Annotated in this window: 20 protein-coding genes and 1 tRNA gene; 8 read left to right on the plus strand and 13 right to left on the minus strand. The window is 72.2% G+C overall.

The window, feature by feature from the left end:
* Nucleotides 1-122: 122 nt before the first annotated feature.
* The 3 genes from IE246_RS01605 (at nucleotide 123) to IE246_RS01615 (ending at nucleotide 2,947) form a co-directional block, all read left to right on the plus strand.
* Nucleotides 123-1,004 (plus strand): HpcH/HpaI aldolase/citrate lyase family protein, encoded by an 882-nt coding sequence (locus IE246_RS01605; RefSeq protein WP_189987160.1) that lies wholly within the window; start codon nucleotides 123-125, stop codon nucleotides 1,002-1,004.
* A 121-nt stretch (nucleotides 1,005-1,125) separates the two neighbouring features.
* A complete protein-coding gene (locus IE246_RS01610) occupies nucleotides 1,126-1,650 on the plus strand; it encodes a PAS domain-containing protein (protein ID WP_189987161.1) in 525 nt (174 codons plus the stop codon).
* Nucleotides 1,625-2,947, plus strand: coding sequence for a methyl-accepting chemotaxis protein (locus tag IE246_RS01615; RefSeq protein WP_189987162.1), 1,323 nt, complete (start codon nucleotides 1,625-1,627; stop codon nucleotides 2,945-2,947). The genes IE246_RS01610 and IE246_RS01615 overlap by 26 nt, the downstream gene beginning before the upstream one ends.
* On the opposite strand, the gene IE246_RS01620 is transcribed toward IE246_RS01615, so the two are convergent.
* From IE246_RS01620 to IE246_RS01635, 4 genes are all read right to left on the minus strand, one after another.
* The gene (locus tag IE246_RS01620) at nucleotides 2,925-3,527 is read right to left on the minus strand and encodes a GNAT family N-acetyltransferase (RefSeq protein ID WP_189987163.1); all 603 of its coding nucleotides are present in this window, start codon (nucleotides 3,525-3,527) and stop codon (nucleotides 2,925-2,927) included. The genes IE246_RS01615 and IE246_RS01620 overlap by 23 nt on opposite strands.
* Nucleotides 3,524-3,958, minus strand: coding sequence for a ketosteroid isomerase-related protein (locus IE246_RS01625; RefSeq protein WP_189987164.1), 435 nt, complete (start codon nucleotides 3,956-3,958; stop codon nucleotides 3,524-3,526). Before IE246_RS01625 ends, IE246_RS01620 begins: the two co-directional genes overlap by 4 nt.
* A 67-nt stretch (nucleotides 3,959-4,025) precedes the next feature.
* Complete coding sequence (locus tag IE246_RS01630) at nucleotides 4,026-4,421, minus strand: c-type cytochrome (RefSeq protein WP_189987165.1); 396 nt, start codon at nucleotides 4,419-4,421, stop codon at nucleotides 4,026-4,028.
* 89 nt (nucleotides 4,422-4,510) lie between these two features.
* Nucleotides 4,511-4,759, minus strand: coding sequence for a hypothetical protein (locus IE246_RS01635; protein ID WP_189987166.1), 249 nt, complete (start codon nucleotides 4,757-4,759; stop codon nucleotides 4,511-4,513).
* A 161-nt stretch (nucleotides 4,760-4,920) separates the two neighbouring features.
* On the opposite strand from IE246_RS01635, the gene IE246_RS01640 reads away from it, so the two are divergent.
* Nucleotides 4,921-4,994 (plus strand) — tRNA-Gly (locus IE246_RS01640).
* Nucleotides 4,995-5,030: 36 nt separating this feature from the next.
* Here IE246_RS01640 and IE246_RS01645 read toward each other — a convergent pair.
* From IE246_RS01645 to IE246_RS01665, 5 genes are all read right to left on the minus strand, one after another.
* On the minus strand, nucleotides 5,031-6,059 hold the full coding sequence (locus IE246_RS01645; protein WP_189987167.1) for a nucleotidyltransferase family protein: 1,029 nt from the start codon (nucleotides 6,057-6,059) through the stop codon (nucleotides 5,031-5,033).
* A complete protein-coding gene (locus IE246_RS01650; RefSeq protein ID WP_189987168.1) occupies nucleotides 6,049-6,324 on the minus strand; it encodes a PqqD family protein in 276 nt (91 codons plus the stop codon). The genes IE246_RS01645 and IE246_RS01650 overlap by 11 nt, the downstream gene beginning before the upstream one ends.
* The gene (locus tag IE246_RS01655) at nucleotides 6,321-7,157 is read right to left on the minus strand and encodes a hypothetical protein (protein ID WP_189987169.1); all 837 of its coding nucleotides are present in this window, start codon (nucleotides 7,155-7,157) and stop codon (nucleotides 6,321-6,323) included. The genes IE246_RS01650 and IE246_RS01655 overlap by 4 nt, the downstream gene beginning before the upstream one ends.
* The gene (locus tag IE246_RS01660; protein WP_189987170.1) at nucleotides 7,151-7,336 is read right to left on the minus strand and encodes a hypothetical protein; all 186 of its coding nucleotides are present in this window, start codon (nucleotides 7,334-7,336) and stop codon (nucleotides 7,151-7,153) included. Before IE246_RS01660 ends, IE246_RS01655 begins: the two co-directional genes overlap by 7 nt.
* A gap of 99 nt (nucleotides 7,337-7,435) precedes the next feature.
* Nucleotides 7,436-7,621 (minus strand): hypothetical protein, encoded by a 186-nt coding sequence (locus IE246_RS01665; RefSeq protein ID WP_189987171.1) that lies wholly within the window; start codon nucleotides 7,619-7,621, stop codon nucleotides 7,436-7,438.
* 86 nt (nucleotides 7,622-7,707) lie between these two features.
* Between IE246_RS01665 and IE246_RS01670 the strand changes: the two genes are divergently transcribed.
* Nucleotides 7,708-9,171: a fused MFS/spermidine synthase gene (locus IE246_RS01670; RefSeq protein ID WP_189987172.1), complete on the plus strand. Its 1,464-nt coding sequence runs from the start codon at nucleotides 7,708-7,710 to the stop codon at nucleotides 9,169-9,171.
* 21 nt (nucleotides 9,172-9,192) lie between these two features.
* On the opposite strand, the gene IE246_RS01675 is transcribed toward IE246_RS01670, so the two are convergent.
* A complete protein-coding gene (locus IE246_RS01675; protein WP_189987173.1) occupies nucleotides 9,193-9,945 on the minus strand; it encodes a protein phosphatase CheZ in 753 nt (250 codons plus the stop codon).
* Nucleotides 9,946-10,180: 235 nt separating this feature from the next.
* Between IE246_RS01675 and IE246_RS01680 the strand changes: the two genes are divergently transcribed.
* Nucleotides 10,181-11,083 carry a hypothetical protein gene (locus tag IE246_RS01680; RefSeq protein ID WP_189987174.1) on the plus strand — a complete coding sequence of 301 codons (903 nt, stop codon included), beginning with the start codon at nucleotides 10,181-10,183 and terminating at the stop codon, nucleotides 11,081-11,083.
* 14 nt (nucleotides 11,084-11,097) lie between these two features.
* Here IE246_RS01680 and IE246_RS01685 read toward each other — a convergent pair whose 3' ends face one another.
* Nucleotides 11,098-11,871 (minus strand): methyltransferase domain-containing protein, encoded by a 774-nt coding sequence (locus tag IE246_RS01685; protein ID WP_373297839.1) that lies wholly within the window; start codon nucleotides 11,869-11,871, stop codon nucleotides 11,098-11,100.
* Nucleotides 11,872-11,974: 103 nt separating this feature from the next.
* On the opposite strand from IE246_RS01685, the gene IE246_RS01690 reads away from it, so the two are divergent.
* Both IE246_RS01690 and IE246_RS01695 read left to right on the plus strand, forming a co-directional pair.
* Nucleotides 11,975-13,414, plus strand: coding sequence for a pentapeptide repeat-containing protein (locus tag IE246_RS01690; protein WP_189987176.1), 1,440 nt, complete (start codon nucleotides 11,975-11,977; stop codon nucleotides 13,412-13,414).
* Complete coding sequence (locus IE246_RS01695) at nucleotides 13,411-13,896, plus strand: MmcB family DNA repair protein (RefSeq protein WP_308434472.1); 486 nt, start codon at nucleotides 13,411-13,413, stop codon at nucleotides 13,894-13,896. The genes IE246_RS01690 and IE246_RS01695 overlap by 4 nt, the downstream gene beginning before the upstream one ends.
* A 406-nt stretch (nucleotides 13,897-14,302) precedes the next feature.
* On the opposite strand, the gene rfaE1 is transcribed toward IE246_RS01695, so the two are convergent.
* Both rfaE1 and IE246_RS01705 read right to left on the minus strand, forming a co-directional pair.
* Nucleotides 14,303-15,781 carry a D-glycero-beta-D-manno-heptose-7-phosphate kinase gene (rfaE1, locus tag IE246_RS01700; protein WP_189987177.1) on the minus strand — a complete coding sequence of 493 codons (1,479 nt, stop codon included), beginning with the start codon at nucleotides 15,779-15,781 and terminating at the stop codon, nucleotides 14,303-14,305.
* Nucleotides 15,778-16,380 (minus strand): SIS domain-containing protein, encoded by a 603-nt coding sequence (locus IE246_RS01705; RefSeq protein ID WP_189987178.1) that lies wholly within the window; start codon nucleotides 16,378-16,380, stop codon nucleotides 15,778-15,780. The genes rfaE1 and IE246_RS01705 overlap by 4 nt, the downstream gene beginning before the upstream one ends.

Raw genomic sequence — 16,380 nt, forward strand, 5'->3', positions numbered from 1 at the left:
CCGGCCCGGCGGCCGCTGCCACCGGGTTGTGCGGGGCCGGGACAGGGATCTTCCGGTCCGCTGCCCGGGAGGCTAGGGTGCCGCGCGTTCCGAGCCAGCAGCCCTGCCCGAGGAGTCCCGTGATGCCTGCCGACCCGCGCCCGCGCCGCTCCGCCCTGTACATGCCCGGCTCCAACCCGCGGGCGCTGGAGAAGGCCCGCGACCTGCCGTGCGACGTGATCATCATGGACCTGGAGGACGCGGTCGCGCCGGATGCCAAGGAGGCGGCCCGCGAGGCCGTGGCCGCCGCCCTGCTGACCGGTGGCTACGGCGGCCGCGAGCTGGTGCTCCGGGTCAACGGCCTCGATACCGCCTGGGGCTATGCCGACCTGGCGTTCGCCGCCGGCCAGCCGGTGCACGCGGTGCTGCTGCCCAAGGTCGAGAGCGCCGACGCGGTCCGCCGCGCCGACGCCGTGCTGACGGCGCACGGCGCCCCTGACGAGCTGGCGCTGTGGTGCATGATGGAGACCCCACGCGGCGTGCTGGCGGCGACCGGGATCGCTGGCGCCAGCCCGCGGGTCGCCGGCTTCGTCATGGGTACCTCGGACCTGGCCAAGGACCTGCACTGCCTGCACACCCCGGACCGGCTGCCGTTCGTCACCGCCCTCGGCCTCTGCCTGCTGGCGGCCCGGGCCCACGGGCTGGCGATCCTCGACGGCGTCTATCTGGACCTCGGCGACGACGAAGGTTTCGCCGCATCGTGCCGGCAGGGCGTCGAGTTCGGCTTCGACGGCAAGTCGCTGATCCACCCGAAGACCATCGCCACCGCCAACGCGGCGTTCGCGCCGAGCGAAGCGGCGATCGCCTGGGCGCGTCGGATCACCGCGGCGCACGCCGCGGCCGAGGCCGAAGGCAAGGGCGTGCTGCTGGTCGACGGCAAGCTGGTCGAGGCGCTGCACGTGGCCGAGGCGAAGCGGCTGGTGGCGCTGGCCGAACGCATCCAGGCCCTGCACGGCAGCGCGTGAGGCCGCCCCCGCCGGCCCGCGGGCCGGTGCCCGGAATTGACGATCTGGTAAGCATTTGTACTTAAAATCCGGATACTGAACGTGGACCGGCGGCTTCGGGCGCCGCGACGGGAGAGGCCGAGTGACCAAGTACAACGTGCAGCCCACGGGCCGGGAACGGACGTTCGGGCGCGACGAGATCATCGTCAGCAAGACCGACCTCAAGGGGCGCATCACCTACTGCAACGACGTGTTCCGCCGGATCGCCGGGTTCTCGGAAGCCGAGTTGCTGGGCCAGCCGCACAGCATTATCCGCCACCCGGACATGCCGCGCTGCGTGTTCAAGCTGCTGTGGGACACCATCGAGGCCAAGGGCGAGATCTTCGCCTACGTGAAGAACATGGCGCGCAACGGCGACCACTACTGGGTGCTGGCGCATGTGACGCCGAGCCTGGATCGCGACGGCAGGATCATCGGCTACCACTCCAATCGCCGGCTTCCGAACCCGGCGGCGGTCGCCGCGGTCGAGCGCCTGTATGCCGACCTCAAGGCGATCGAGGACAAGCCGGACAACCGGAAGGACGGCATGACCAACGCATTCGACCATCTCGTCGGCCTGCTGCAGAGCAAGGGAGTCAGCTATGACCAGTTCGTCCTTTCGCTCTAAGGCGGTGCCCTGTGTCCTGGCGGCGGGCGCTGCGTCCCTGGTCGCCGCGGCGCTTCCCTGGCTTCCGGTGCCGGTCGATACCGCCGTGCTGTCGGCGGCGGTCAGTGTCGCGGGCGGTCTGGCGGCCCTCACCGCGTTGGCGGCGTATCGCCTGATCACGGCGACCGAGGCCTGGATCGGGCGGACCGAAGAGGTCTGCGCGGCGGTCGCGGCCGGCGACTTCGAGCGCCGGCTGATCGGCGTGGAAGCCGCCGGCGCTCCGACCGGAATGCTGCTGCAGGTCAACCACCTGATCGACGTCACCGATGCCTTCGTGCGTGAGGCCGGGGCGGCCATGGAGGCGGTCTCGCACGGGGTCTACTACCGCCAGATCCGGCCCGAGGGGCTGGGCGGGCATTTCGCCTTCAGCGCCGGGCGGATCAACGCCGCGACCGATGCCATGGCCGCCAAGGTCTCGCACTTCTCGAGCCTGACCGATCAGTTCGAGCAGCGGGTCGCCGGGGTCGTCAACACCGTGGCGTCGGCGGCGGCGCAGATGCGCGGCACGGCGGGCCATCTGACCGAGCTCGCGGACACCACCACGGACCAGACCACCGCGGTCGCCGCCGCCACCGAGGAGGCCTCGGCCAACGTCCAGACCGTCGCCTCGGCCGCCGAGGAGCTGTCGGCGTCGATCCAGGAGATCACCCGGCAGGTCGCCGAGGCCGGCCGCACCACCACCGAGGCCAACGCCAAGGCCGAGGCTGCCAACGACCTGGTGCAGGCGCTGAACGAGGCGGCCGGGGAGATCGGCAGCGTGGTGACCCTGATCCAGGACATCGCCGAGCAGACCAACCTGCTGGCCCTGAACGCCACCATCGAGGCCGCGCGGGCCGGCGAGGCCGGCAAGGGGTTCGCGGTGGTCGCCGGCGAGGTCAAGAGCCTGGCCAACCAGACCGGCCAGGCGACCCAGCGCATCCAGGAGCAGGTCGAGCGGATCCGCGAGGCGACCGCCGAGGCGGTGACCGCGATCGGCCAGATCGTCACGGCGATCGCCGACGTCAGCGAGCGGTCGTCGGCGGTGGCTGCCGCCGTCGACCAGCAGGCCTCGACCACCACCGAGATCTCGCGCAACGTGCAGGAGGCGTCGATCGGCACCCAGGAGGTGGCGCGCAGCACCGGCATGGTCCGCGAGGCGGCGTCCGACACCGACAAGGCGGCCCGCGAGGTCGCCGAGGCGGCCGCCGATCTGGCCGCGCAGTCGGCGACCCTGCGCACCGAGGTGGCGAACTACCTCAAGGGTGCGCGAGCCGCTTGATCCAGAACTGCATCGGCTTGGCGGTCTCCCGGTCGTCGCCGATGTCCCTCCAGGGGAATGCCGCGACCACGCCGTCAAGGCGGTCGTAGCCGAAGCGCCGCCAGACCGGGTCGAGCGCGGTCGCGTCGGCCGGCCTTGCCGGGTGGTCGTCCGGCCGCACCACGCCGCAGAACACCAGCGCCTCGAACTCTCCGAGGGCGATCGCGTGGCCCTCCCGGCGCTCGAAGAACCGGCGGTACAGACCCTGGCCGCGATAGCGGCGGCGCAGGATCGTCTCGGCCCCGTAGTACAGCCGGTCGACGGCGTATCCGGCGGCTGCCAGCGGGGCGGTGAAGTCGGCGTGCTCGGTCGCCAGCGGCAGGCCGGTCGAGGCGCCGACCAGCGCGTCGCCGTCGAACGCGGCGACCAGCACGGCGCCGGCGGCGGCGGCGAACCGGGACAGGTACCAGGCCTCGTAGTCGCGGTCGCCGTCGTACAGGTACGGCCAGTCCCGGAACACCTCGATGCGGAGATCGGCGAGCGGGCCGAGCAGCCGGTCGAGGTCCGGACCCGGTGGGACCGTCTCCAGCCGCACGCTCACCCGCCGCCGCCCCCGGCCTTGGCCGCGACCTGGGCCGTCCAGTCCGCGAGATTGTAGTAGGTGGTGACCCGGGCGATCCGTCCGTCGCGGACCTCGAAGAAGGCGCCGGCCGGCAGCCGGTAGGTCTGACCTGCCGCCGGCGGAAGCCCGGCGTCGGTCGCCAGGTATTCGCCGCTGACGGTGAACTCGGCGGCGGCCCGCTGGCCGTCCGCCGAGGCCATGACCGTCATGGCGTCGAGCCGCTCCCGGTAGCACCGGGCCATGTGGGCGCAGAACTCCCGGAACCGGTCGATCCCGACCCGCCGGCCGCCCTGGTTGACGTCGTGCGCCACGTCGGGCGACAGGCACGCCGCCATGGCGTCGACGTCGCCGGCGTTGAAGGCGTCGTAGTAGCGGCGGATCAGGGCCTCGGTGGCCGTGCGCGGGTCCATGCGGTCCTCCGTCGGAAGCGTCGGTGGACGGCTACCGCGCCGACCACCGTCCGCGCAAGGCCCGGCGTCACTCGGTGGCGGTCTTCAGGTAGGCGATCACGTCCTCCCGCTCGTCCTCCTTCTTGAGGCCGGGGAACGCCATCTTGTTGCCCTTGATGAAGCCGCGCGGATCGGCCAGGTAGGCGTCCAGGGTCTTCTCGTCCCACACGCCGCCGTCGGCCCCGAACGCCAGCATCGCATCGGAGTACTTGAAGCCGTCGACGGTGCCGGCCTTGCGGTCGACGATGCCGGCCAGGCTCGGTCCGACCCGGTTCTTGCCGGCCTGCACGGTGTGGCAGGCGGCGCACTTGCGGAACACCTTCTTGCCGTCGGCCGGGTTGCCGTCGGCATGGGCGGCGCCGGCCGCCAGCAGGGCGGTCGCGAAAGCGGCGAGGACGAGGCTGGCGTGTCGGGAAGCGGTCATCGGGTTGTCCTTCGGATCGAAACGGGATCTCTCGGTCGAGACCCTATTCATGCCGGCTCGGCCGGGCGTTCGCAATGCGACGCTGGGTCTCAATAGCCGCGGGCCAGCAGCTTGTTCATCATGTGGGTGACGATCAGCGCGCGCGGCTCGACCGCCCGCCAGTCGTCGTGGCCGGCCAGGGCCTCGGCCTGCCAGGCCGACAGCTCCGCGGCGGCGTCGGCCAGGCTCATGACCCGGCGCAGCACCTTGTCGGCGAGCAGCTGGGCCTGCCAGTCGATGTCCGGGTGGATCGGCCGGGGAGCGCCGGTCCCTTCGGGTGGTGCCGTCGGTTCGCTCACGGTCGCAGGTCTGGCACGGTCGCAGGTCTGGCACGGTCGCTGCCTGGGCCTTCCTGGTAGCACGGACCGCCGGCGGTCGCGACCACGCCGTCCGGCAGCACTTCCGGGCGGATTTCGGCAGTGGCGTTCCCCGGTCGCCTTGGGTATTGTGCGGCGCCGTTGCGGGCGTAGTTCAATGGTAGAACAACAGCCTTCCAAGCTGTTTATGCCGGTTCGATTCCGGTCGCCCGCTCCACTTTCCCGACCCCGCTCCGCTTTCCCGAGATCGCCGTCATTCCTCCCCCGGCACCGTTCCCGGCGGCAGGCCGCTGCGCGGCCGGAGCAGGCCGGCGACCCGGAAACGCCAGAGCCGCAGCATCGTCGCCGGCGCATAGCACCACCGGATCTCCCGCACCGCCTTGGCCAGCCGGCCCGGCCGGACGACCCGAAGCTCGCCGAGCTCGCGGGCCAGCGGCCGGGCGCCGGCCGACCGAACCAGATCCATCGGCAGCCGCTCCGCCGGCAGCCCGAGCAGGCGAAGCGCGCCGAGGGCGGTCGCCCGCGCCGGCCCCAGGCCGGCGGCGGCGACGACGCGATCGACCGCCCGCCAGTCGATCCGCTCGCGCAGGGCCAGCCGGCCGAGGTCGACGAGGTGGCGCCAGGCGTATGGCGCGAACCGTTCCTTGGCGGCGTTCGACAGTGCGGCGAGGGCGGCATGGTGCGGGGCGAGGCGCGGCTCGCCGCCGGCCCCGAAGCCGGCTTCGAAACGGGCCTGGGCGAACACGTCCGCCACCGGCAGCGCCGCCGACAGCGGGAACGCGTCGAGGGCGGTGTGCAGGTCGACCGAGACCAGCCCGTCGCGCGACACCAGCGGGTGGAAGCTGACGTCGGAGGTCACCCCGAGCACGCCCTGCGGGCTGGGTTCGACCGTGAAGCCGAGCCGCGCGAGCGCGCCCGCCGCGGCCGGCGCGTCGGCGGGCCGGACCAGCAGGTCGAGATCGCCGAGAATGCGCAGCGACGGCGGGTCGTACAGCCGGGCCGCCTCATGGCCCTTGATCGCAAGGACCTCGATCCCGGCGGCCCGCAGGGCTGCGAGGGTCTCGACCTGGCGGGCCAGCTGCAGGCGCCGGAACGCGGCGTCCGCGGCCTCCGACGGATCCGGGGGAACCAGGTCGGCGACCGGCCAGCGGGCGAGGCCCGGGCCGAACACCGGGGTCAGCCGGGCGACCGCCTCGGCTGCGGCCCCGGGGGGCGGGTCGGCGTCCAGGCCGAGCGCCCGGCGCCAGTAGCCGGCGAAACGCCCGGTGGCGTCATCGGTCATCCGCCGGCACCACCATGCCGTCGGCGCCGAGCGCGTCGAGCGCGCCGTCGATGTCGGCCGCCAGCCGCTCCGGGGCGACATCCGGGAACGCGGCGGCGAACAGCGCCACCAGGTCGTCGCGCGCCGTCGGCTCGGCGAGCGCCCGCCACAGCGCGGCCGCGGTCGGGTTCAGCCGCAGGATCGCGTCACGGTCGCGCCGCACCAGGAAGGCCTCGCCCTCGAGCTCGGTGACAACCGCGTCGGGATGCCGGCGGTAGCGGGTCATCGCCGGCGGGCCGCGAGCAGGGCGGAGGCGGCGGTCGCCGAGTCCGGGGCGCTCAGCCGTTGGACCGGCACGCGGCGGACCAGGGCGGCGACCGCGTCCAGCAGCTCGGCGGCGCCGCCGGCGTGACGGCCGCACAGGGACAGCAGCGTCGCCACCGCCTCCGCCGGTCCGGGGTCGTCGAAGCGGGCGTCGTGTACCGCCGGGTCGCGGTGCAGCAGCAGGATGCCGGCGATCGGCGCGGCCCTGCCGGCGGGCCGGTCGACCGCCGGGTCCCAGGCCAGGACGTCGGCGCCGCCGCCGTGGCCGACGCGGGTCGCCCAAGCCAGCCGCCGGGCGGCCGGCGCGAAGTCGGTCGGCAGCGGCACCCGCACCTTGCGGGCCAGGCCGAGCGCCGTGATCGACGGCGGCACGGCGGCGGTGTCGACGATCAGCCGGTCGTCACCCAGCATCGGCACGCCGATTGCGGCCAGGTGCAGGGCGAGCGAACTCTTGCCGGCATGGCTCTCGCCGGCGAACGCCACGGCGCGATCGGCGATCAGGGCGGCGCCGGCGTTCAGGACGAAGCGGCCCGGTGTCGCCTCGGCGGCCTGCCCGATGGCGGCGGCCAGCACCCAGTTCGCGGCCTCCCAGGGGTCGTCGGCCCGGGTGTCGATCCCGGGACCGGCGACGCGGTAGCCGTCGCGGTCGGCCCGGACCTCGATTCCGGCGACGCCGATGCGCTGCGGCCAGCCCGGTGCGGCCAGGGCGAGCGAGCACAAGACCTCCGGCGGAACCGGCGCGCGCAGCGTGATCGGCGCGGCGGTATCGACCTTCTCGACGGCGGCGCTCAGCAATTCTTCGGGTTCTTGGCGCAGGACGGACCCTGCGCGCGGGCGCTGCGGTCGATCGCCAGCACTGTGGGCGCGAAATAGGCGACACCGACCGCCAGCCCCAGTCGCAGCATGGCGGCGCGCCGATCGGCGGATACCTCCGGAAGCCCGCCGTTCTCCGCGGGCCGGGGCAGGTCTGTCATCGCAGCTGACCTCGAAGTACAAGCAATGGCTAAAATGTACTCCGAATCCGGTCTATTGCAATCGGGACAGCGCCGCGTGCAACCGTGCGGTCCGGGGATTCAGCACTTCTTGGGGTTCTTGGCGCATGACGGACCCTGGGCACGGGCGCTGCGGTCGATCGTCAGCACGGTCGGTGCGAAGTACGCGGCCCCGGCCGCCAGCCCGAGCTTCAGCAGGGCCTTGCGCCGGTCGGTCGGTAGCTCCGGGCAGCAAGGTTCCCGGGCGGGCAGAGATTGCTCTGTCATCCCTGGTTCTCTCAGCGTGAAAGCGATATCTAAAATGTAATCGGAATTCCCTGTTATTCAATGGAACCAGCGACCGGTACCGGGCCATGCGGCATGCCACAGCGATGGTGATCGTCTCCGCCGGGGCGATGGTCGTGGAGATCGTGGCGGTGCGCATGCTGGCACCCCTGGTCGGCATGACGGTGTTCAGCTGGACGGCGGTGATCGCCACCGTCCTGGCGGGGTTGAGCGTCGGGCACTGGATCGGCGGCATGGTCGCCGACCGCGAGCGCCCGGAGCTGCCGCGCCGGCTGTTCCAGATGCTGGCCGCCACCGCGGCGCTCAGCGTCACGCCGGTCGTGCTGGTCGAACCGGCATACGCGGCAGCCGAGGCGGCCGGACTCGGCTGGATGCCGGCGACCGTCGCCGTCGCCGGGGTGTGCTTCGCGCTGCCGAGCCTGCTGGCCGGGGCGGTGACGCCGGTGCTGACCGCGGCGGCCGTGGCCGAGGCGCCGGCGCGGACCGGCGCGGTGATCGGCCGGATGTTCGCGCTCGGGGCCGGCGGCGCCATCCTCGGCACCGCGCTGGCCGGCTTCGTCCTGCTGCAATGGGTCGGCTCGATCGGCTCGCTGGTCGTCGTGGCGGTGGCCGAGGCACTGACCGCGGCGCTCTATCTCCGGGGGCTGCGGCGGCCGGTCGCCGGAGTCCTGGTGGTGGCCGCGGTCCTGGCCGGCTCCGGCCTGCCGCTGCTGGCCGCGCCCTACTGCCGGGTCGAGAGCCGGTACTACTGCCTGGACGAGGTCGACACCGCCGCCTGGGCCGGGTTCCCGAGCCGCGGCATGTTCATGGACGGCTGGATCCAGAGCGTCGAGCCGCGCGACGGCTCCGGCCGGCTGGCGATCGAGGCGCACGCCTTCCTGGACGCCTGGGCCCGGCACACGCACGCCCCGGACAGCGCCTGGAGCGCGTTCTTCATCGGCGGCGGCGGCTACTCGCTGCCGATGCGCTGGGTCGGGCGCTGGCCGGCCGTGCAGGCGACAGTCGCCGAGATCGACCCGGCTGTCACCGTGTTCGCCCGCGACATCGGCTTCCTGCGGCCGAGCGAGCGGATCCGGATCCGCGACGACGACGCCCGCGCGGTGCTGCGCCGCGACCCGGCCCGCTACGACCTGGTGTTCTCGGACGCCTTCTCCGGCCACACCATGCCGGCGCATCTGGTCACGGCCGAGTTCCATCGCCTGGTGCGCGACCGGCTGGAGCCGGACGGGGTGTACGCGATCAACGCCTACGACTGGGCCCGGGATCCGCAGTTCCTGGCGGCCCTGGTCCGGACCCTCGGGGAGGTGTTCCCGCACGTCGTCGTCTGGAACTCCGGGTCGGGCCCGATGCGTCCGCGCGGGCGGGCGCCGTACATCGTGCTGGCGTCGCCCGCACCGATCGACCCGGCGCCGGTGACCGAGCCGGGCGGCGACCGGCGGACCTGGACGGCGGTCGGAGCCCTGCCCGGGGTCGCGAACGCGGTGGTGCTCACCGACGACTACGCGCCGGTCGACCGCCTCACCCTGCGCTGATCCTGCGGCCGCAGCCGGCGGTCAGTCGAACAGCGCGTCGATGTCTTCCTGGCTGAGCCCCTGGCCGCCGAGGGCCGGGCCGTTCAGCAGCTCGTGCTCCTCGTGCTGGACCTCGTCCTCGCTGTCGGTGGGCAGCGGCAGGTCGCGGAACGCCTCCAGCCCCCAGATGTCGATCATCGCCAGGATCCGGCTCTCGATGAACCGCAGGGTCTTGACGACCTGGGTGACGCGCTGGCCGGTCAGGTCGTGGAACGAGCACGCCTCGATGATCTCGATCAGCCGCTCCGACGCGTGGTCGATCAGCGGCGAGACCTCGCCGTCGTCGACCGTCAGCGCGGTGATCTTCTTCAGGGTCTGCTCGATGTCGTCGACCGCCGCCATGATGTCGTTGGTCGAGCGCTCGGTGGTCGCGGTGATCGCCTCCAGCTGGTGCGAGGCGGTCTCCATCTGGTCGGTTTCGGCGTTCGGGTTCTTGATCGCTGCGATCTCGGCCTTGGCGCGGCCGATGCTGCGGACCATCAGCGCGATCTCGACGCGGACGTCGCGTTTCATGGCGTCCTCGTCGACGGTGTCGACGATCGCCGGCGGCTGGGACATCTGGGCGATGGCGTCACGCATCTCCGCCATCTCGGCGCGCAGGGCGCGCAGCTCCTCCAGGACCTCGCCGCTCGCGGGAGCCACGGCCGGTGCTGCCGGCGCCGGCGCGGAGAACGGCGTGCCGGCGCGCTGGGCGCGACGCTCGACCGAGAACAGCTTCATGGGCACGTGTGCCATTTGGGGCTCCCCACCCGTTGCCTATGCAGGGTGGCGGGATCGTGACCGGGATCGATTAAATTTGCGTTAAGCGCCTATGCGGGCAGTTACTTCTTCCCGGAGCCGGGTCGTATCGTTAGGACCTTGTTAATCGATTCCGGACATTCTTGCCGCGTCGCTCGCGACGACTCCAGAGGAACCGATGCCTGCCGCGTTGCCAGACGATCGTTCGAGGCCCGATCCCAGTACGCACTTCGTGTTCCAGCACCGCGTGTTCCAGCTGCCCGATGCCAGGTTCGAGGCATCCGGCCGGGAGCGCTCGCCGGTGCTGCACGTGCGGCTGGGGGACCTGGATGCGGTCATTCCGATCGACGACGTGGCGTCCGAGTTCGGCATCAAGCCGGATTCCTCGGACGGCCGGCTGCTGGTGCAGATCGCCCAGGGCCTGCGCTTCGTGAAGGACATCCGACCCGGCGACTCGATCCCGTCCGAGCTGCTGGACGGCACCGCCAGCTGGCGGGTCCAGGACCACCATCGCGAGATCGCGAAGAACCGCCTGATGGTCCAGGTCGCAACCTGGCTGGTCGGCCACGAGTCGGTGGTGGTGGATCTGCGCGAGCTGCGCAAGATGTCGGTCGACGCCGGCATGCAGGACCGGGTCCGCGACGGCGTGTCCAAGATCGCCGAGACCCTCGGGCTGGGCGGCGACCGCCGCGACGAGGTGCTCGACATGATCGACCGCTTCGCGCGCGAGCTGAGCTACATCGAGGCGCTGCGCGACCGCTACAACATCGCCGGCGGCATCGTCGAGAAGCTGGCCCAGGTCGAGCGGCTCTACCGCGACGACAAGCACTTCTACGAGGAGGTCCGCCGGGCCCGGATCCTGATCCGGCCGGCGGTCGACAGCTTCACCGGCCTGTTCGACCAGGTCGACGCCCAGACCAGCGAGATCGTGGCGATCCTGAAGAGCTACGACTCGATGGTGAAGTACGTGCGCGAGCTGCGCGACGAGCTGCACCAGCGGCTGGTGACGTGGGACGAGATCATTCCGGTCTGGAACATCGGGCTGACGCGCCGGCACGACGAGATCCGCGATGCGGTGCGTGCCACCTACCGCTTCGTCGCGTTCCACTTCCCTCAGACCAACGACTGGCTGTAGGCCGGTCGGCGGTGTCAGGCGCGCCGCGCCACCAGGAACAGCCGGCGGAACGGGAACAGCGTCCGGCCGTCGGGGCCGGGCGGATAGGCGGCCGCCACCCGCGCCCGGTAGGCGGCCTCGAAGCCCGAGCGGTGCGGCTCGTCGAGGGCGTCGAGGAACGGCCGCAGCCAGGTCCCCTTGGTCCATTCGGCGACCGGGTTGTCGCCCTCCAGGATCTGCAGGTACTCGGTCTCCCAGACGTCCAGCGCGGCGGCCTTCGGGGCCAGCCGGCGGACGTACTCGGCCGGCGGATCGACCGGCGGCGGCGCCAGCATCGGCAGGATCCGGTCGGCCCACGGCCCGTCGCGGGCGGCGTCGGCCACCGAGGTGTGCGACGGGGCGGTGAAGTTGCGCGGCATCTGGACCGCCAGCCAGCCGCCGGGCGCGACCTGGTCGAACAGCCGGGGGAACAGGGCGTCGTGGTCGCCGAGCCAGTGCAGCGCGGCGTTCGAGTACAGCACGTCGACCGGCAGGCTGGCGGTCCAGCGGGCCGCGTCGGCGGTCTCGAAGGCCAGTTCCGGGTGCTCGCCGCGGGCCCGTTCCAGCATGCTGGCGGACGGGTCGATGCCGGCGACCGCGGCGTTCGGCCAGCGTCGCGCCAGAACCGCCGTCACGTTGCCGGCGCCGCAGCCGAGGTCGACGACGCGGGCCGGCGAATCGGCGTCGACCCGGGCCAGCAGGTCGAGGGCCGGCCGCAGCCGGTGGTCGGCGAACTTCAGGTACTGCGCGGGATCCCAGGCCACGGGCATCTTCTCCGGTGTTCGCGGCGGCAAGACTCCGCGGTAGGATAATGGAACCTGCCGACGGTAGAAGGGTTTGCCGTCGGGCGGGAGAGGATGAACGGTACAGGTCATGACCGATCGGCGCGAGGACGCCAAGTCTCCGGGAACGACTGCGGCCAACCAGGGGATCTCCCGGGCGATCGCCGACCACGCGGCCGGTCACGAGTTCCCGCGCGACGACCGGCCCACCGCGATCCGCCTGCGCAAGCTGACGCAGCGCGAGGTCGACGACATGAGCCAGCGGCACCTGCTGTTCCAGCGCGGGCGCACCGGCGGCGCGCGGGCCAGCTTCGCCGGCTGCGATCTCGGCTATCTCGACTTCAAGGGCCAGGACCTGACCGGCGCCGACTTCTCGGGCGCCAGGCTGGCCCACGCCGACCTGCGCGAGGCCGTGCTGGTGGCCGCGAACCTGTTCGCCTGCGACCTGCGGCACGCCGATTTCCGCTCGGCCGACCTCAGCCGCGTCGACCTGCGCGGTGCCAGCCTGCGCGGCGCCAACCTGTCGGACGTCAAGATGGTCGAGGCCGACCTGCGCGACGGGGTGCTGCTGAAGCCGGACGAGCGCGGCAACCTGGTGGCGACCGGCTTCGAGACCACCGCCTCCGATGTCGCGACCGCCACGGCGCTGCGGGCCGACATGTCGAACGCCAAGATGTCGAACGCCTTCGTGGTGCAGACCGACCTGACCGACGCGGTGCTGCGCAACGTCCGGCTCTACCGCGCCGACCTCAGCCACGCCAACCTGACCGGCTCGAACCTGGAGGGCGCCGATCTCACCGAGGCCAATCTGACCGGCGCGATCCTGCACGGGGCGGTCCTGTACAACGCGGTGTTCTCCGGCACCACGCTGACCGACGCGGATCTCGCCGGTGCGGCGTTCTCGAACCTGGACCGGGAGTCGCTGCACCTGACCGGCGCCCGCCTGCCGAAGGTGCTCGACGCGCTCAGCCAGGAAATGCGCACCATGATGATCGCGCACGACGTCTGGATCCGGTCCTCCGGGCGCCAGGGCAAGCGGGCCGACCTGTCGCGGCGGGACGCCAGCGGACAGTCGCTCTCCGGGCTCAACCTGTCGGCCGCCAACATGGAGTTCGTCGTGCTGGTCGGCAGCGACCTGTCGCGCATGGACCTGCTGATGGCCGACATGTCGTTCGCCGACCTGCGCGATGCCGACCTCAGCTATTCCGACCTGCGCGGCGTCACCCTGCGGCGCGCCAACCTGACCGGCGCCAACCTGCTCGGGGCGCAGCTGTCGCCGATCAACATCATCGGCTCCAACGTCCAGCGTTGGGGCGCGCATCTCGAGCACGCCCGGCTGATCCGCGCCAAGCTGCGCGGTGTCGACATGTCGCACTCCCACCTGCAGCACGCCGACCTGACCGAGGCCGACCTGCGCGGTGCCGACCTGACCGGCGCCAACCTGCAGGACGCCGACCTGACCGATGCCGACCTGCGCGGCGCCAACCTGACCGACGCCGACCTGCGGGGCGCCATCGGGCACACCTCGTGACCGACCGGCCGGCGGACGGCGAGGTGGCCGACAGCGAGGTGGCCGGCGGCTCGGTTCCGGACGTCACCCGGCAGGTCACCCGCGGCGCCGCCCGCCTGCTCGAGGACCTGGGTTGCGCGGTGGTGACCGAGTTCGCGCTGGCCAACGGCCGGCGGGCCGACGTGGCGGCGCTCGCCGGCGACGGCCAGATCGCGCTGGTGGAGGTCAAGTCCGGGGTGCCGGATTTCCGGTCCGATGCGAAATGGCCGGAATACCTGGAGTTCTGCGACGCCTTCTATTTCGCCGTCGCCCCGGAGTTCCCGCGCGACCTGCTGCCGGACGGCGATGTCTGCGGCGTCATCGTCGCCGACGCGTGGGAGGCCGCGATCCTTCGGCCGGCGCCGCTGCGCAGGCTGTCGGCAGCGCGGCGGCGGGCGGTGACCGTCCGCCTGGCGCGGGTGGCGGCGCAGCGGCTGCGGGCGTTGACCGATCCCCGGCTTTAATGTTGCGTCTGCGAAGGTCGTCGTGATCGATTGAGGCCAGCGAACCCGTCTTGGCGAAACGATTAATTGTATACATTGCGTATTGATGCGATGCTGGCATCAATTCGTTGCCAACAAGGTCAGTACAACTGACCTGTCTTGAAGATCATATTGCAACTGCGAACGGCGACGGATGCCCCGCCGCCCACATCCCGCGGAGGCAAGAATGAACACCACCGACCTGACCAAGACCGCCATCATCTACGGCCTGGGCTTCGCGACCCTGGCGATCGTGGCCCTGAACGGCGCGCTGAAGTACGTCGCCGTCTGACGCCCCGCACCGGCCGGCGACGCGCCCCGGTGGGCCGAGCCCACCCGGCGCGCCGCCCGCGGCCGGGCCTGCCGCGGCCCCCGCTTCCGGCGCGGTCTACGCCGTGCCCTTGTTGGCCCGCTCGATCGACTTGGTCGTGCTGTGGCCGTCCCGGAACTCTGCCAGCATGACGCGGCCGCCATACGCCCGGACGATGTCGGCGCCGACCACGCGATCGATCGAGTAGTCGCCGCCCTTCACCAGGACGTCCGGCCTCAGCGCCTCGAGCAACGGCTCGGGCGTGTCCTCCGGGAAGATCACCACCAGATCCACCGCCGACAGGGACCCCAGGACCAGGGCGCGCGACGCGTCGTTCTGGATCGGCCGGCTGTCGCCCTTGAGGCGGCGCACCGAGGCGTCGCTGTTGATCGCCACGATCAGCCGGTCGCACTGCGCCTTGGCCTCGCGCAGCAGCGCGATGTGCCCGGGGTGCAGCAGGTCGAACACCCCGTTGGTGAAGCCGATCGACAGGCCCTGCTTGCGCCACGCCTCGACGTGGCTCAGCGCGTCCTCCAGGGTGACCGACTTGGCCTCGCCGGTCTCCAGTTCGCGGGCCCGGAACACGGCGGTCAGCTCGGTCGAGCTGGCGGTCGCCGTGCCGACCTTGCCGACCACGATGCCGGCGGCGGCGTTGGCCAGGCGCGCCGCGCTCTCGATGTCGATGCCGGCGGCCAGCGCCGCCGAGACCGTCGCGACCACCGTGTCGCCGGCGCCGGAGACGTCGTAGACCTCGCGGGCCGTGGCCGGCAGATGCAGCGGCGTGTCGAGCGAGCCGCGGCGCAGCAGGGTCATGCCGTCCTGGCTGCGGGTCACCAGCACGGCCTCGACGCCGGTCCGCTCGATCAGCGCGCTCGCCGCCGCCACCACCTCGGCATCGGTGCCGGCCGGCATGCCGGTCGCCTCGGTCAGTTCGCGACGGTTCGGGGTCACCAGGGTGGCGCCGGAATACCGGCCGTAGTCGGTGCCCTTGGGATCGATGATCACCGGTACCGCGCGCGGCCGCGCGGCGGCGATCAAGCGCCGCACGACCCGCTCGGTCAGCACGCCCTTGCCGTAGTCCGACAGCACCAGCGCCTGGGCGAGGCCGAGGTCGGCCTCGGCCCGGGCGATGATCTCCTCCTCGAGCGCCCCGCCGACCGCCTGCACCCGCTCGCGGTCGGCCCGCAGCATCTGCTGGCCGCCGGCGATGTAGCGGGTCTTGATGGTGGTCGGCCGGTCGTCCTCCTCGAGCAGGTGGCTCTCGATCTCGAAGTCGTCGCGCAGCAGGCCCTTGATCTCGCGCGCCGCCTCGTCGCGGCCGAGCAGGGCGACCAGGCAGACCGAGGCGGCCTGGGCACGCAGGTTGCGCACCACGTTGCCGACGCCGCCGAGCATCGCCTGCTCGCGGTCGATCCGCAGCACCGGCACCGGCGCCTCCGGCGAGATCCGCTCGACCGCGCCGTACACGAAGCGGTCCAGCATCAGGTCGCCGACCGCCAGCACGCGGACCTCGGCGAGCCGGCCGATGAGCTCGGCGAGATCGGAGTCCCCAGTCACGACCCCTCCGCGGCCGGCGCGGGCACGAGGCCGAGCTCGACCTCGACGGCACCGCACAGCATCTGGCCGAGCATGATGTGCATCTCCTGGATCCGGGCGGTGGTGGTCGACGGGACGATCAGCGTCAGGTCGCACACCTCGGCGAGCCGGCCGCCGGTGCCGCCGCCCAAGCCGACCGTCGCGATCCCCATGGCGCGGCACGTCCGCAGCCCCTCGATGACGTTCGCCGACCGGCCCGAGGTCGACAGCCCGATCGCCACGTCGCCGGCCCGGCCGAGCGCCTCGACCTGCCGCGAGAACACCCGCTCGAAGCCGAGGTCGTTGCCGATCGCCGTGATCACGCCGCCGTCGGTGGTCAGCCCGAGGGCCGGGATGGCGTCGCGGTCGAGCCGGTAGCGCACGGCGAACTCGGTGGCGATGTTGTGCGCGTCGGCGGCGCTGCCGCCGTTGCCGAACAGCAGGATCTTGCCGCCGGCCCGGACCGATCCGGCGACCAGGGCGACCAGGCGCGCGAACGGTTCGGCGAGCGCTTCCCGCGTCGCGGCGGTGACGGCGGCGTGCTCGGCGAACTCGGAGTCGAAGTATCGGTCGATGTCCAT

It is taken from the genome of Thalassobaculum fulvum (genome assembly GCF_014652915.1).
Lineage (GTDB): Bacteria > Pseudomonadota > Alphaproteobacteria > Thalassobaculales > Thalassobaculaceae > Thalassobaculum_A > Thalassobaculum_A fulvum.

Bases quoted from the DNA above. Each gene is read 5' to 3' on its own strand.
- IE246_RS01605 (WP_189987160.1), top strand. From the start codon at position 123: ATGCCTGCCGACCCGCGCCCGCGCCGCTCCGCCCTGTACATGCCCGGC.
- IE246_RS01615 (WP_189987162.1), top strand. From the start codon at position 1,625: ATGACCAGTTCGTCCTTTCGCTCTAAGGCGGTGCCCTGTGTCCTGGCG.
- IE246_RS01625 (WP_189987164.1), bottom strand. From the start codon at position 3,958: ATGGACCCGCGCACGGCCACCGAGGCCCTGATCCGCCGCTACTACGAC.
- IE246_RS01630 (WP_189987165.1), bottom strand. From the start codon at position 4,421: ATGACCGCTTCCCGACACGCCAGCCTCGTCCTCGCCGCTTTCGCGACC.
- IE246_RS01645 (WP_189987167.1), bottom strand. From the start codon at position 6,059: ATGACCGATGACGCCACCGGGCGTTTCGCCGGCTACTGGCGCCGGGCG.
- IE246_RS01650 (WP_189987168.1), bottom strand. From the start codon at position 6,324: ATGACCCGCTACCGCCGGCATCCCGACGCGGTTGTCACCGAGCTCGAG.
- IE246_RS01660 (WP_189987170.1), bottom strand. From the start codon at position 7,336: ATGACAGACCTGCCCCGGCCCGCGGAGAACGGCGGGCTTCCGGAGGTA.
- IE246_RS01665 (WP_189987171.1), bottom strand. From the start codon at position 7,621: ATGACAGAGCAATCTCTGCCCGCCCGGGAACCTTGCTGCCCGGAGCTA.
- IE246_RS01670 (WP_189987172.1), top strand. From the start codon at position 7,708: ATGCGGCATGCCACAGCGATGGTGATCGTCTCCGCCGGGGCGATGGTC.
- IE246_RS01675 (WP_189987173.1), bottom strand. From the start codon at position 9,945: ATGGCACACGTGCCCATGAAGCTGTTCTCGGTCGAGCGTCGCGCCCAG.
- IE246_RS01685 (WP_373297839.1), bottom strand. From the start codon at position 11,871: ATGCCCGTGGCCTGGGATCCCGCGCAGTACCTGAAGTTCGCCGACCAC.
- IE246_RS01690 (WP_189987176.1), top strand. From the start codon at position 11,975: ATGACCGATCGGCGCGAGGACGCCAAGTCTCCGGGAACGACTGCGGCC.
- IE246_RS01705 (WP_189987178.1), bottom strand. From the start codon at position 16,380: ATGGACATCGACCGATACTTCGACTCCGAGTTCGCCGAGCACGCCGCC.